This window comes from Streptomyces sp. ISL-1, from assembly GCF_018614585.1.
GTDB classification, from domain to species: Bacteria; Actinomycetota; Actinomycetes; order Streptomycetales; family Streptomycetaceae; genus Streptomyces; species Streptomyces maoxianensis.
Genome location: NZ_JAGGOI010000038.1, coordinates 49,917 through 64,373, shown reverse-complemented (window position 1 = coordinate 64,373; position 14,457 = coordinate 49,917). Strand labels below are relative to the sequence as shown.

Below are 14,457 nucleotides of genomic sequence, written 5' to 3'. Positions count from 1 at the left end.
TGCCCCGCCTCCGGCCCCGGCGGTACGAAGCCCGCGCAGGGCCCTGGCAGCGCCGCCTCGCGCCCCGGAGCCAGTACGTCTCACACCACGGCGCCCCGCTCCTCCCAGACCCGCGGCTCCGCATCGGCCGCGCCGCGCCGCGCGCCGGCAGCCAGGTCAGCGCCTCGTTGGCCGGCGTCTCGACCAGCGCCACCCGCTCCCCGGCCGGGCCCGCCGCTTCGGCCCGCAGCCGCACGAAGCGCCGTACCGCCGCGAGAGAGGCGGGCGGTTCGAGGAGCGCGGCGCCCGCGGGCGGCGGCGGAAGCGGGCCCTGTCCGCCCGGCGCGTAGACCTCGGAGTCCGCGTACGTCCCGCATGGCAGCACCAGGTCCCCCACCACATGGTGCGGGCGGGGTCGCCCAGGCGGCCTCGACGACGTGGTCGGACACGGTCCTGGTGTCGTACGCGCAGATCAGTCGGGCGTCGGTGTGCGCGAGCAGCTCATTGAGCCCGGACACCCACCGCTTCCACTCGGCGATCTGGCGTGGGCACTTCCCCGCCCACACGGGCCCGCCGATCATCCGCACCGGGCGGCCCGGCTCCCCGTACCGGTTCGAGCACCGCAGGAACGCGGCGACTCCGCCCACCGGTCCACCCGCGGCGGCCGAAGTACGCGGTGTCGGCGGTGTCGAGAGCGCCGGCCCACTGTCCCAGTGCGTCCCGCAGGAGTTGGATGTTGGCGGCCGTGGTCACGGCGAGCACCGGCTCCCCGGCGGTGAGCCCCTCCTCGGCGAACGGCACGGCCATCGCCAGGAATTCCTCGTCTTCGCCGTACAGGCAGGCAGACAGGCATGGTGAACAAATCCGTTGTGGGACTGATCAGTTGACACGGTGGTCTCCCAGCCACAGACCGGGTGTCTCGTCCCAGCCGACCAGCGAGATCACATTCCGCAGATGCGGGGCGAGGCCGGTCAACTCCACGTGGTGACCCGAGTTTCGCGTCCGGGCGAAGCCGATCAGCATGCGCAGTCCGCCGAGATCCAGGAACTCCAGTCGGGAAAGCTCGAGTTGGAGATCACCTTCGACGGACGCAATGACATCGAGCGCGCCGCGCAGATGGCGGTGCGCGTGGACATCCACCACTCCCTCGATCCTCAGACCGGGCGGCCGGCGGATGCGGGTGATGCGTAACTCCGCTGTGCGTACGAGTGGTTCCGCGTCAGCAGCCTCCATGCGCGGAGTATCCGCCGCTGCGGGCGCAGGAGGAAGGAGGGAGGCAGGAGGAGGATGAGAGGGCTGACGCGAAGAGGCCCTCCGCATGCGCGGAGGGCCTCTTCGATGCGTACCCCCGACCGGATTCGAACCGGCGCTACCGCCTTGAGAGGGCGGCGTGCTAGGCCGCTACACAACGGGGGCCTGCGGATGAACTCTGCGAGCTGGCCTACCAGGACTCGAACCTAGAATGACGGTACCAGAAACCGTAGTGTTGCCAATTACACCATAGGCCATGGTGGTTTAGACCAGTACCCCCGACCGGATTCGAACCGGCGCTACCGCCTTGAGAGGGCGGCGTGCTAGGCCGCTACACAACGGGGGCCCTAGCGATCCCACCCGGCGGAGCCGGGTGATGTCACCGCATGATCATTGGGTGCGACCCTGATGATCAACGGGATGGATCTGTACCCCCGACCGGATTCGAACCGGCGCTACTGCCTTGAGAGGGCAGCGTGCTAGGCCGCTACACAACGGGGGCTTTGCAGAAGAACTCTGCGAGCTGGGCTACCAGGACTCGAACCTAGACTAACGGAACCAGAAACCGTCGTGCTGCCAATTACACCATAGCCCACCAAAACTCAACCCCCTGGAGGGGGTTTGTTTGGCTTGCGCTCCCCTGCCGGATCTCTCGATCCTCTCGGGCGGCGCAGGAAGAACATTACCCGAAGGTGTCCGGCACTCCAAAACGGGTATCGCCGCGCAGCAGGCCGGGGAGCTGGGCGAGTCCGGTGATACGGGCGAGCTCGGGGCGGCCGCCAAGACCGGTGCGGTCCAGCCAGATCCCGGCCAGTCCGGCGGCGACGGCGCCCTGCGCGTCGATGTCGGGTTGGTCCCCTACATAGGCGACCTCGTGCGGCGCGAGCGCGAGCTCGTCGCAGGCCGCGTGAAAGGCGCGGGCTTCGGGTTTGGACACGCCCAGCTCGACGGAGCACACGACGGCCTCGAACCGGTCCCGTACACCGAGAACGCGCAGCTTGCGGTCCTGGTTGTGGATGCTGGAGTTGGACAGGACCGCATGGCGGTAGTCGTCCGCGAGCAGGTCGAGAACGGGCACGGTGTCCGGGAAGAGCGACCAGGCGGCCTCGTAGTGGGTGACATGCCGGTCGAACCAGGCATCGGCGTCGGCGTCGCTCAGCGGCGTACCGAGAAAGTCGCGGACGCGGTCGCGGCGCTGCCCCAGGAAGTCGGTCTCGCCGCCGGCGAAGCGGGCCCAGTGCAGCTCGGTGAGCTCGCGCCACGCATCGAGGGCCTGCCCGACGGAGTCGTATCCGTTGGGCAGGCCCTCAATTCGCAGATGCTGTTGCATGCCGACGCGGTCGGCGCTGGTGTAGTCGAAGATCGTGTCGTCGATGTCCCAGAGGACCGCGCGAATCGCCATGATCCGACAGTACCGGCGCGCCGCACCCTTGCTGGGGGGTTCGGGGTCATCCCCCGACGAATGCAGCGTCCATGCCCCAGAGGACCGCGCGAATCGCCATGATCCGACGGTATCGGCGCACCGCCCGCTCAGGCGGCCAGCTTCACCAACGCCTCGTCGATGCGCGACAGCGCCTTCCCCTTGCCCAGGATCTCCAGCGACTCGAACAGCGGCAGGCCCACCGTGCGGCCGGTGACCGCGACTCGGACCGGGGCCTGGGCCTTGCCGAGCTTCAGGCCGTGCTCCTCGCCGGCCGCGAGGACCGCGCTCTTGAGCGACTCCGGGCTGGACCAGTCCGCGTCGGCCAGCTTCTCGCGGGCCGTACGGAGCAGCGCGTCCGAGCCCTCCTTCATCGCCTTCGCCCAGGACGCCTCGTCCTCGACCGGCGCGTCCAGGAAGAGGAAGTCGACATTGGCCGTGATGTCGGAGAGGACGGTCAGCCGGGTCTGGGCGTGCGGGGCGATCGCCTGCCAGGCCGCCTCGTCGAACTTCTCCGGGGCCCAGTTGGCGTGCGGGGCCCGCAGCCAGGGGCGGCACGCCTCGATGAAGTCCTTCACATCCAGCCGGCGGATGTGGTCGGCGTTGATCGCTTCCGCCTTCTTCAGGTCGAAGCGGGCCGGGTTGGCGTTGACGTCCGCGATGTCGAACCTCTCGACCAACTCGGAGACCGAGAAGACGTCCTGGTCGGCGGAGAAGGACCAGCCGAGCAGCGAGAGGTAGTTGATCAGGCCCTCGGGGAGGAAGCCGCGCTCGCGGTAGACGTTGAGGGACGCCTCCGGGTCGCGCTTGGAGAGCTTCTTGTTGCCCTCACCCATCACGTACGGCAGGTGGCCGAAGGCCGGGATCTGCTTGGCGATGCCCAGCTCGATCAGCGCCTTGTAGAGCGCGATCTGGCGCGGGGTGGAGGACAGCAGGTCCTCGCCGCGCAGAACGTGCGTGATCTCCATCAGCGCGTCGTCGACCGGATTGACCAGCGTGTAGAGAGGGGCGCCGTTGGCGCGGACGATGCCGTAGTCCGGGACGTTGTCCGGGGAGAAGGTGAGCTCGCCGCGGACCAGGTCCGTGAAGGTGATCTGCTCGTCGGGCATCTTGAAGCGGACGATGGCCGGTCGGCCTTCGGATTTGTACCGCGCGATGCGCTCGGCGGAGAGGTTGCGGCAGGTGCCGTCGTAGCCGGACGGCTTGCCGGCCAGGCGGGCGGCGTCCCGGCGGGCCTCCAGCTCGACGGCGGTGCAGAAGCACTCGTAGGCGTAACCGCCGGACATCAGCTTCTCTGCGACGTCCTTGTAGATGTCCATCCGCTGCGACTGGCGGTAGGGGGTGTGCGGGCCGCCGACCTCGGGACCCTCGTCCCAGTCCAGGCCGAGCCAGCGCATCGAGTCGAGCAGCTGGCCGTACGACTCCTCGGAGTCGCGGGCCGCGTCGGTGTCCTCGATGCGGAAGACCATGGTGCCGCCGTTGTGCCGGGCGAAGGCCCAGTTGAACAGGGCGGTGCGGACCAGACCCACATGCGGGTTGCCGGTCGGCGAAGGACAGAAACGTACGCGGACGGATCCGTTAGTCACGCTTGATCACCTTGTTGGTGAGAGTGCCGATGCCTTGAATGGTGACGGCGACCTCGTCGCCGACGTCGAGAGGGCCGACCCCGGCGGGGGTGCCGGTGAGGATCACGTCGCCGGGGAGCAGCGTCATGGCCTCAGTGATGTTGACGATCAGGTCCTCGATGGAGTGGATCATCTGGCTCGTACGGCCGAGCTGGCGCTGTTCGCCGTTGACCGTGCACTGGATGGCGAGGTCGCTCGGGTCGAGGTCGGTCTCCACCCAGGGGCCGAGCGGGCAGGAGCTGTCGAAGCCCTTTGCCCTGGCCCATTGCTTCTCGCGCCGTTGCACATCACGCGCGGTGACGTCATTGGCGCAGGTGTAGCCGAGGATGACGTCCTTGACGCGCTCGCGCGGGACCTCGCGGCACATCCGGCCGATGACCACGGCCAGTTCGGCCTCGTGGTGCAGTTCGCTGGAGAAGGAGGGGTACGCGATCGGGTCGCCGGGACCGACCACCGAAGTGGACGGCTTGAAGAACGCGAACGGCGCGTCGGGGACTTCGTGGCCGAGCTCCGCCGCGTGCTCCGCGTAGTTGCGGCCGAAGGCCACGACCTTGTTGGGAAGCACGGGCGGCAGCAGCCGGACCTTGCTCAGCGGGACCTTCGTGCCGGAGAGCTCGAAGTCCGCGAACGGGATGCCCTTGATGATGTCGAGGACGAGGCCGGCTGAGTCACCGGTACCTTCGCCCTCGACCGCGCCGAAGGCGACATTGCCGTCGATGGAGAACCTGGCGATGCGCACGGGATGCGGGTGCCCCTCTTCTGATTGCGCTGACTGGAGTCTGACGCTCCAGGCTAACGCGGGTGCGCGGACCGCCTCGCGTATTGGTGGGGACACCACCTCGCGTATTACTGGGCGGGGGCATCCACCAGGATCGTGCGGCGGGGGTTGGCCGTCCGGGTGGGAAGATCGAGCGTGTGCTCCAGCTGCTCCGGCGTCTGCAGCTCCTCCGCGTCCTTGAGATGCGCGAGGGTGGTGCGCCGGGGGTTGGCTATGTTGCGGAACATCGTCGTCGTCTTCATCTGCTGTTTCAGACCCTGTCGGAGTACGGGCACCCAGGTGAGCGCCGGTTGACGGATTTCCCATCCCTGTAAAGGGTCAGGCTAAACATTCAATTCCCCGGGAAAGTCACCGGGAGACGGCGATCTCCATGTGAGTTTCCTCACCAATTGACAGTCAATTCGGTCATTTCAGACAGCCAACTGCCCCCAATGAAACGGACATTGCATCCCTGAAGGGAACATTCCGCTCCTGATCATGGCGACCGGGACACCCCCCACCCCTAAGTGACTCGTAAGCAAAAGTCCGTTTCATCCGTGAACCCCTTCTACGCCTTGTGATGTGTCGCTCACAGCGCGTCACGCAGGTCACAGCCCGGTACATGGCCCTTGTTGGAGATCCGGCACTGTGCTGGAATTCCACGCACCGCCGCGGTTTCAGTCCGGCGCGCATAGGGCGCAACGCAGCGCCGAGTGCGGCGGAGAAGGGGGAGCAGCGCCGGTCACTCACGACCACCACTGGGGCGCGTTCTTCGCCCCACGACGCCGACACCGTCCCACTGCGCAAGCGGAGGGACGCCTGGTCCAGAGGTTGCGACGCTAGTGCAGGGACGTTTCAAGAGGGATGGCAGCGCTGCGGCGGAACAGGAGCCGCGTGGCGGGACCGACCGCGGATCCTCGCCCCGGCACACCCAGAATCAGGGACCGGCAGCGCCGGGCGACAGCGGTGAACGTTCCGCGCGCCCCGGCGCGGCGGCCCCCGGCGGCGACGGGTCCAAGGCCCCGCTGAAGCCGAAGGGGCCCACGGACACCGGTTCGCGAATAGCACTGCGCAACTGGCGCATCAGCACGCGTCTGGTCTCCCTGCTGACCCTGCCGGTCGTCGCGGCGACCACGCTGGGCGGACTCCGTATCAACGAGTCCATGGACGACATGCGGCAGCTGGATCACATGCAGCTGCTCACCAAGATGACCAAGCAGGCGACCGAGCTGGCGCAGGCGCTCCAGTCGGAGCGGGACCTGTCGGCAGGTCCGCTGTCCAACAACCCCAACACGGAGACCACCGACTTCAAGGTCTCAGGACCGCGCGCCGCCACCGACCGGGCCAGGAAGTCGTTCCTCGAAGCCACCCGTGACATCCCCAACACGGACGAGGACGCCGCGCTGGAGAGCATCCGCGCCAACGCGAACGAGATCGCCGTCCGGGTCAACCAGCTCAACGGCATCCGTGAGACCGCGTACGCGCCGGGCATCCCGCACTCCCTGACGGTTGAGGGCTACAGCCGGCTGATCGAATCGCTGCTGAGCCTCTCCCAGGACATGGCGCAGGCGACCAGCAACCCGGACATGATCCAGCGGACGCGCGCCCTGGCGGCCTTCTCGTCCGCCAAGGAGTACGCCTCCATCCAGCGCGCGATCATCGCCGCCGCGCTCCCGGGCGGCGCCGACTCGGCCGGTCCCGGCCTCGAAGAGAACGACCGGCTCTACGGCAAGGCCGCCCGGGACAACGGCAAGACCCAGCTCAAGGCCTTCAAGTCCGTCTACGAGGCCTCCGGCGGCAATGCCGACGAGCTGACCGAGCCGATGGAGAGCGGCAACCCGACGATCACCGCGTCCGAGCTCTACGCCCAGCGCGCGCTGAACAAGAGGAACGGGCTGGCCGGCCTGGAGAAGCGCTCGCACCTGGACTGGACCGACGACTACTCGGTCCGCATCAACGCCATGAAGACCATCGAGGCCACGCTGCTCGGCCAGATGGAGGGCAAGGCCCGTGAGCTGCGCGAGCAGTCCCAGCGCGACGCGATCATCAACGGTGCGCTGATCCTCGTCGTCCTCGGCGTCTCGCTCGTCGGCGCCTTCGTCGTGGCCCGCTCCATGATCCGCTCGCTGCGCCGGCTGCAGGACACCGCGACCAAGGTCGCCCAGGACCGGCTGCCCGAGCTGGTCAAGCAGCTCTCCGAGGCCGACCCGCAGGACGTCGACACCTCCGTCGTGTCGGTCGGTGTGCACTCCAGGGACGAGATCGGCCAGGTGGCCGCGGCCTTCGACGACGTGCACCGCGAGGCGGTCCGGCTGGCCGCCGAGCAGGCGCTGCTGCGAGGCAACGTCAACGCGATGTTCACCAACCTCTCGCGCCGCAGCCAGGGCCTTATCCAGCGTCAGCTCTCGCTCATCTCCGAGCTGGAGTCCCGCGAGGCCGACCCGGACCAGCTGTCCTCCCTCTTCAAGCTGGACCACCTCGCGACCCGTATGCGCCGGAACGGCGAAAACCTCCTCGTCCTCGCGGGCGAGGAGCCGGGCCGCCGGTGGACCCGGCCGGTCCCGCTGGTCGACGTTCTCCGTGCCGCCGCCTCCGAGGTGGAGCAGTACGAGCGCATCGAACTGGCCGCGGTCCCCGCGACCGAGGTCGCCGGCCGCGTCGTCAACGACCTTGTGCACCTCCTCGCCGAGCTGCTCGAGAACGCGACCTCGTTCTCCTCGCCGCAGACCAAGGTCCGCGTCACCGGCCACGCGCTGCCCGACGGCCGCGTCCTGGTCGAGATCCACGACACCGGCATCGGCCTCTCCCCCGAGGACCTCGCCGCGATCAACGAGCGGCTGGCGTCGCCGCCCACGGTGGACGTCTCGGTCTCGCGCCGCATGGGTCTGTTCGTGGTCGGCCGGCTGTCCCTGCGACACGGCATCCGCATCCAGCTGCGTCCTTCCGACTCCGGCGGTACGACCGCGCTGGTGATGCTCCCCGTCGATGTCGCCAACGGCGGCAAGAAGGCACCGGGCATGCCCGGTGCGGGCGGCCAGGGCGCCGTTCCCCCCGGGCAGGGCGGTCCTCCGAGCCTCGGCGGCCGTCCCGGCAGCGGTCCCGGTGGGGCCGGCGGCGGCAGCCGTCCCGGTCTCGGCGGTGCGCCCGCGGGCGGACGGCCCGGTGCCAGTGCGCCGCGCGGCCAGGTCGGCGCGGGTGCGGCTCCGCTTGCCGCGCTGCCGTCCCGTGACGGGGCCCCGCGCCCGGGTCAGGGTCAGCAAGGCGGCCAGGGCCAGGGCGGCGGTCTCGCCGGCGCCTTCGGCTCGAGTGGCGGCCGTGGGGCGCAGAGCGCTCCCGCCCGTAACGAAGCACGCCACAAGCAGGGTGCTCCGGCCGCGGCTGACCGAGGCCGGCAGCTGCCGCCCTCCGGCGGTCCGCGCGCCGAACTCCCCGGCGGCAACCCCCGCCGCGAGGAGCCGCAGCGCCCGCAGCGTCCGCAGGCAGCCAGCTGGGGCAACGAGCAGCCGCCCACCCCACAGCAGCGTCCGGCGGCGGACGTCCCGCGCGGCCACGAGGACAGCAACTCCTCCCGCGGCCCCGGCTCGACGGCGGAGTTCGCACGTCCCGACACGGGCGCCGCTTCAGGCGCCGCCGGGCAGTTCGTACGCGGCGATGTGTACGGCACGCCTGACCCCTCGTCCACGGGCCAGTACAGCCGCCAGGACCCGAACGGCACGCCTGCCGGCTCCCAGGACCCCGCGTCCACCGCTCAGTTCGCCCGGCCCGATTTCAACCCGCCGCGCCAGCGCGGCGGCCGGGACAACTCCGGCTTCGCCGCGCCGCGTCCCGCTGGGGGCACCTCCCATGCCGGAGGCCATGGGGGAGCGCTGCCCCAGCAGCCGCAGCCCGAGGCGCTCCCGCCCGCCGGGCCCGGCGACGGCCGTACGCCGCTGTACGACACGCTCGAGACGAACTGGTTCCACGGCGCGCAGAACGGCCAGCAGGGCGGCCCGCCCCCTCAGCAGCCTCAGCAGCCGGCTAGCCGTCCCGTTCCGCCGATGCCGCAGCGTTCCCCCGCGCAGGCCCCGGTGACCCCGGGCAACGCGCCCAACGCGAGTGGCGCCACCTGGCGCACCTCGCCCAATGACGAGTTGGTACGCCAGGCCGAGCGGGTCAGGAAGCCCGCGGCCGGCGGCGTCACCACCTCTGGTCTGCCCCGTCGGGTCCCACGCGCCAACCTTGTGCCGGGAACCGCTCAGGAGCAGAGCAACCAGACCGGTCCGCAGGTTTCGCGTGCGCCTGACGATGTACGCGGCCGGCTGACCAATCTCCGTCGGGGCACTCAGCAGGGCCGTCAGCAAAACAGCTCGACGACCGGCAGCTTCAACCTCGGCCCCACCCACCAGCAGGAGCGTTAGTTGAGCCCGATGAGCCAGGCGGCGCAAAATCTGAACTGGTTGATCACCAACTTCGTGGACAACACCCCTGGGGTGTCCCACACGGTAGTGGTCTCCGCCGACGGTCTACTGCTGGCAATGTCCGAAGGATTCCCCCGCGACCGCGCCGACCAGCTGGCGGCTGTGGCGTCCGGGCTGACCTCGCTGACCGCGGGGGCGTCCCGGATCTTCGAAGGCGGCCCGGTCAGCCAGACCGTGGTCGAGATGGAGCGCGGATTCCTCTTCCTCATGTCCGTCTCCGACGGATCCTCGTTGGCCGTGCTCGCACACCCCGACTGCGACATCGGCCTCGTGGGCTACGAGATGGCTCTCCTGGTGGACCGGGCGGGCAGTGTCCTCACGCCGGACCTGCGCGCCGAGCTCCAGGGAAGCCTGTTGCACTGAACCTGCCTACCCCACACAGGTGCTTCAGCCATACGTCACCGCAAAAGCCACCGTCAGGTCGCCAATAGGCCCCCCACCGGCCCACTCAGACGGCACGCCGACCACTTGCTGTCACGCCCGGAGGATTCATGACCCCGCCACCCGCCTCTCACGATCCGTACGGCGCCTCAGCCGACTCGTCGTACGGATTTGAAGGCGACCAGCCGTTGGTGCGCCCGTACGCCATGACGGGCGGCCGGACCCGGCCGCGCTACCAGCTCGCGATAGAAGCGCTGGTCAGCACCACGGCCGACCCGGCGCACCTCGGGACACTGCTCCCCGAGCACCAGCGGATCTGCCACCTGTGCCGTGAGGTCAAGTCGGTGGCCGAGGTCTCGGCGCTGCTGTCGATGCCGCTCGGGGTTGCCCGGATCCTCGTGGCCGACCTGGCGGAGGCGGGCATGGTGGCGATCCATCAGCCGGGCAACGGAGAGGCCGGCGGCACGCCGGATGTGACACTGCTCGAAAGGGTGCTCAGTGGACTTCGCAAGATCTAGCGGCGGTGCGGCCCGCTCAACCACCAGCGCGAAGATCGTGGTGGCGGGCGGCTTCGGCGTGGGTAAGACCACGTTCGTCGGCGCCGTCTCGGAGATCAACCCGCTGCGTACCGAAGCCGTCATGACGAGCGCGTCGGCCGGCATCGACGACCTGACCCACACCGCGGGCAAGACGACGACCACCGTCGCCATGGACTTCGGCCGTATCACCCTGGACCAGGATCTGATCCTGTACCTGTTCGGCACGCCCGGACAGGACCGGTTCTGGTTCATGTGGGACGACCTGGTCCGCGGTGCGATCGGCGCGGTGGTGCTGGTGGACACGCGTCGTCTGGCGGACTGCTTCCCCGCGGTCGACTACTTCGAGAACAGCGGCCTGCCGTTCGTGATAGCCCTCAACGGCTTCGAGGGACACCAGCCGTACAACCCTGAGGAAGTACGCGAAGCGCTCCAGATCGGCCCCGACACGCCGATCATCACGACCGACGCCCGCCATCGCGCGGACGCGAAGAGCGCGCTGATCACGCTGGTCGAGCACGCACTGATGGCGCGACTCAAGTAGAAGGTCAAGTGGACGCCGACGTAAGGCAGTTGTCGTAGTTGTGAGGGGGCGGGCTGCGTCTTTTGACACGGTCCGCCTTCGTGTTCATAACGTTTCGACAGAGAATTATTCGGCCTCGGACACCCGGTGCGTACGAGTGGTACCACTGCGCTCACATTGTCGCCGCGATTTGATAGGGCTCGCTCTTTATGCCCCGTTTTTTCTGCGGCCTGCACACCCGGAATCGCTGATTCCAACTGTTTGGAAGGGGGCCACTCGACGTGCTGGAATTCGACGAACTCCCGAGTAGTAGAGCTCTGAACGAAACACGGCACAACGTAGGTGCCGACGCCGAGAGGTTGTTGGTCGAGTGAGGCGAAGCATGACGAGCTCCGCGGAGCAGCAGGCGCGGGGCAACTTCACCCCGCCGCCGCGCACAGTGGCGCCGCCTGCGGATATGTCCGGTCCGCCCCCCGCCGCCGGGAGCTCCAGCCGGCTGGCCCCGCGCAACTGGCGGGTGCCCACCCGTCTGAACGCGATCCTCCTCATACCCGTGCTCGTCGGGCTGGTGATGGGCGGCTTCCAGGTCAAGTCCTCCATCGACACCTGGAACGAGGCGCAGGACGCGGAGAAGACGGCGCTGATCGTGCGCGCCGCCTCGGAGTACGGCCAGGCGCTGCTCAACGAGCGTGACCTCACGGCCGCGCCGCTGCTCACCGCCACCAGCGAGGCAGACCGCCAGAAGCCCGAGGTCACCAAGGCGTACGGGACGACGGACGCCGCGAAGAAGAAGTTCGACCTGGCCGTCCAGGACATGCCCGACAAGCAGGGTCTGGAACGCCGTCTGGGACTCTTCCGCGCAGAGGAGCCGACGCTCGCCAAGCTCCGCCTGGCCGCGTACACCAAGGCCCTCGACCCGGTGAAGACCGAAGAGGGCTACGTCAAAGTCCAGCACACGCTGATGGAGTTCTCCAACGAGCTCGGCCTCGGCACCGGCAACATCACCGCCTACGGCCGTACTGTCTACGCGGTTCAGCTCGCCAAGGCCGCCGCGTCGCTCCAGCGCTCCATCGGCATGCACCTGCTGGTCCGCCCCAGCGCGGACAACGACGTCCGCGCCAAGCAGACCATCGCGTTCAACTCGTACAACTACCTCGAGCAGATCGCGATCGGCGAGGTCGTCTCCGGCGGCAGCCAGGCCGACACGGACAAGCTGAAGCAGGTCATGGCGGGCAAGGCCGCAGCGGGCGAGAAGCAGCTCCAGGCGCTGGGCCTCAACCCGCCGCGGGACGAGAAGGGCCAGGTCCTGGCCGGCATGTCCCTCAAGATCGGCGAGGGGCTGAGCCCCAAGGAGCTGAAGAAGCTCGACGTCACGCCCCAGACCTGGATGGGCGGGTCCACCGCCAAGTTCGACGGCTACACCGAGATCGAGAACGACCTCGTCGACAAGGCCGTGACAGAAGCCGCGGCGATCTCCGACGACGCCAAGAACGACGCCATCACCAACGGCGCCATCGTCGTCCTCGCCCTGCTCACCGCCTTCATCCTGGCCAGCCTCATGGCCCGCCAGATGAGCCGCGCGATGCGCCAGCTGCGCACCGCCGCCTTCGGCATCGCCGAGCAGCGCCTGCCGATGCTGGTCGACCAGCTCTCGCGTACCGAGCCGGGCCGCGTCGACACCCGGGTGCAGCCGATCCCGATCGACAGCCAGGACGAGATCGGCGAAGTCGCCCGCGCCTTCGACCAGGTCCACCGCGAGGCCGTACGGCTCGCCGCCGAGCAGGCCATGCTCCGTGGCAACGTCAACGCGATCTTCACCAACCTGTCGCGCCGCAACCAGTCGCTGATCGAGGGCCAACTGACCCTGATCACCGACCTCGAGAACAACGAGGCCGACCCGGACCAGCTGGAGAACCTCTTCAAGCTGGACCACCTGGCGACCCGTATGCGCCGCAACGGCGAGAACCTCCTGGTCCTCGCGGGCGAGGAGCCGGGCCGCCGCTGGAACCAGCCGGTGCCGCTTGTCGACGTGCTGCGTGCCGCCTCTTCCGAGGTGGAGTCCTACGAGCGCATCGAGCTGACGGGCGTCCCGGAGACGGACATCCACGGCCAGGCCGTGACCGACCTTGTGCACCTGCTGGCCGAGCTGCTGGAGAACGCCACCACGTTCTCCTCGCCGCAGACCAAGGTGCGCGTCACCGCGACCCGTCTTCCCGACGGCCGCGTGATGATCGAGATCCACGACAAGGGAATCGGCCTGACCGCCGAGGACTTCGCCGACATCAACCACAAGCTGGCCAACCCGCCGACGGTGGACGCCGCCGTCTCGCAGCGCATGGGCCTGTTCGTGGTCGGCCGCCTCGCCGACCGGCACGGCGTCCGCGTCCAGCTGCGCCCCTCCGGCGAGCAGGCCGGCACCACCTCGCTGGTCATGCTGCCCGACGCCATCACGCACGGTGGCGGTGGCGAGGCGCTGCCCGAGGACGACTTCACGGTCTCCCAGATCATTCCGGAGCAGCAGGTCTTCGAGCCCGCCCCGCTCCAGAGTGCCCCGATGCGCACCGCAGCGGAGCTCGGCTTCGACGACTCCCGCTACGAGGACGCCTCAGAGGGCCAGCTCGACCCGGTGGGCCGCTCGCTTCAGCGCGAAGAGCGCCGTGCGGCGCTCGAAGCACAGGCTCATGGCGGCGAGCACCCGCTCTACCGGGACGAGACGGACTACTCCCAGGAGCAGCAGCAGTACGCCCCCGAGTACGGCCAGGACTACTCGCAGGAGTACGCCCAGGAGCAGCCGCAGGCGTACGACGGCTACCAGCAGCAAGGCAGCTACCCGGGGCCCCAGGAGCACCAGGGATCCGCATATCCGGAAGCCAACTACCAGGCTCCACAGACGCCGGAGCCGCAGTACGACGGGCAGTTCGACACCCAGTCCCACCAGGCAGGGTGGCCGGAACAAGGTACGTACCAAAGTACGTACGAGCCGGAGTACAGGGCCGAATCGGAATCTTCCGCTGGTGGTCCCACGAACTCCCCCGAGCGCGTAGGCTTCGACCGTCCGGGACCCTCTCCGAGCAGCAGCCACACGCGGACCGGCGCCGGTCTGCCGCGGCGCGGCAACACCCAACAGCCGCAGCCCCAGCAGCAGTGGCAGCAGCCCGCCGAGCAGGCCCAGCAAGCTCCGCAGAGCGGTCAGGTCGAGGTGGCCGGCAGCAACGGCGCCGGCCCCGAGGACTGGCGCTCGACCAACGACCAGCGCTGGCAGCGGGCGGAGAAGCTCCGCGACCCGAAGGCGGGAGGGGTCACCCCCTCCGGTCTGCCCCGGCGAGTACCCAAGGCCAACCTCGTCGAGGGCACCGCGGAGCAGACGCCGCAGGGCGGCCCCCAGGTCTCCCGCAGCCCGGAGGACGTACGGGGCAGGTTGAGCAACCTGCGGCGCGGCGTCCAGCAGGGACGCAGCGCGGGAACGGACACGAACGGACCGGGCTTCGGCTCGGGCAGTACCTACAACCAGGAGCGTTAGTGTGAGCC

At 69.0% G+C, this 14,457-nt stretch carries 12 protein-coding genes and 5 tRNA genes; 5 read left to right on the top strand and 12 right to left on the bottom strand.

The annotated features are described in order from the left end of the window. Positions 1-80: 80 nt before the first annotated feature. From J7E87_RS36575 to J7E87_RS26725, 12 genes are all read right to left on the bottom strand, one after another. Positions 81-560, bottom strand: coding sequence for a hypothetical protein (locus J7E87_RS36575; RefSeq protein WP_374195233.1), 480 nt, complete (start codon positions 558-560; stop codon positions 81-83). After that, on the bottom strand, positions 481-786 hold the full coding sequence (locus J7E87_RS36570) for an MEDS domain-containing protein (protein ID WP_215097105.1): 306 nt from the start codon (positions 784-786) through the stop codon (positions 481-483). The genes J7E87_RS36575 and J7E87_RS36570 overlap by 80 nt, the downstream gene beginning before the upstream one ends. A gap of 72 nt (positions 787-858) precedes the next feature. Continuing rightward, on the bottom strand, positions 859-1,212 hold the full coding sequence (locus J7E87_RS26770) for an STAS domain-containing protein (protein ID WP_215097104.1): 354 nt from the start codon (positions 1,210-1,212) through the stop codon (positions 859-861). 110 nt (positions 1,213-1,322) lie between these two features. Next, positions 1,323-1,395: transfer RNA gene (locus J7E87_RS26765), tRNA-Glu, on the bottom strand. A gap of 20 nt (positions 1,396-1,415) precedes the next feature. Next, positions 1,416-1,487 (bottom strand) — tRNA-Gln (locus tag J7E87_RS26760). A 16-nt stretch (positions 1,488-1,503) separates the two neighbouring features. Then, a tRNA-Glu gene (locus J7E87_RS26755) sits at positions 1,504-1,576 on the bottom strand. Between the two features lie 83 nt (positions 1,577-1,659). Beyond that, positions 1,660-1,732, bottom strand: a tRNA-Glu gene (locus tag J7E87_RS26750). A 21-nt stretch (positions 1,733-1,753) separates the two neighbouring features. Further along, positions 1,754-1,825 (bottom strand) — tRNA-Gln (locus J7E87_RS26745). Between the two features lie 87 nt (positions 1,826-1,912). Next, positions 1,913-2,632 (bottom strand): HAD family hydrolase, encoded by a 720-nt coding sequence (locus J7E87_RS26740; RefSeq protein ID WP_215097103.1) that lies wholly within the window; start codon positions 2,630-2,632, stop codon positions 1,913-1,915. Positions 2,633-2,760: 128 nt separating this feature from the next. Further along, on the bottom strand, positions 2,761-4,236 hold the full coding sequence (gene gltX / locus J7E87_RS26735) for a glutamate--tRNA ligase (protein ID WP_215097102.1): 1,476 nt from the start codon (positions 4,234-4,236) through the stop codon (positions 2,761-2,763). Beyond that, complete coding sequence (locus tag J7E87_RS26730; RefSeq protein ID WP_215097101.1) at positions 4,229-5,014, bottom strand: fumarylacetoacetate hydrolase family protein; 786 nt, start codon at positions 5,012-5,014, stop codon at positions 4,229-4,231. Before J7E87_RS26730 ends, gltX begins: the two co-directional genes overlap by 8 nt. 107 nt (positions 5,015-5,121) lie before the next feature. Next, positions 5,122-5,328, bottom strand: coding sequence for a hypothetical protein (locus J7E87_RS26725; RefSeq protein WP_215097209.1), 207 nt, complete (start codon positions 5,326-5,328; stop codon positions 5,122-5,124). Between the two features lie 546 nt (positions 5,329-5,874). Here J7E87_RS26725 and J7E87_RS26720 point away from each other — a divergent pair. From J7E87_RS26720 to J7E87_RS26700, 5 genes are all read left to right on the top strand, one after another. Next, positions 5,875-9,429 (top strand): nitrate- and nitrite sensing domain-containing protein, encoded by a 3,555-nt coding sequence (locus tag J7E87_RS26720; protein WP_215097100.1) that lies wholly within the window; start codon positions 5,875-5,877, stop codon positions 9,427-9,429. A gap of 9 nt (positions 9,430-9,438) precedes the next feature. Next, positions 9,439-9,852: a roadblock/LC7 domain-containing protein gene (locus J7E87_RS26715; RefSeq protein WP_005311457.1), complete on the top strand. Its 414-nt coding sequence runs from the start codon at positions 9,439-9,441 to the stop codon at positions 9,850-9,852. A 128-nt stretch (positions 9,853-9,980) separates the two neighbouring features. Continuing rightward, positions 9,981-10,388: a DUF742 domain-containing protein gene (locus tag J7E87_RS26710; RefSeq protein WP_215097099.1), complete on the top strand. Its 408-nt coding sequence runs from the start codon at positions 9,981-9,983 to the stop codon at positions 10,386-10,388. After that, a complete protein-coding gene (locus J7E87_RS26705; protein ID WP_215097098.1) occupies positions 10,369-10,950 on the top strand; it encodes an ATP/GTP-binding protein in 582 nt (193 codons plus the stop codon). Before J7E87_RS26710 ends, J7E87_RS26705 begins: the two co-directional genes overlap by 20 nt. A 349-nt stretch (positions 10,951-11,299) precedes the next feature. Further along, a complete protein-coding gene (locus J7E87_RS26700; protein WP_374195230.1) occupies positions 11,300-14,449 on the top strand; it encodes a nitrate- and nitrite sensing domain-containing protein in 3,150 nt (1,049 codons plus the stop codon). Positions 14,450-14,457: the final 8 nt, after the last annotated feature.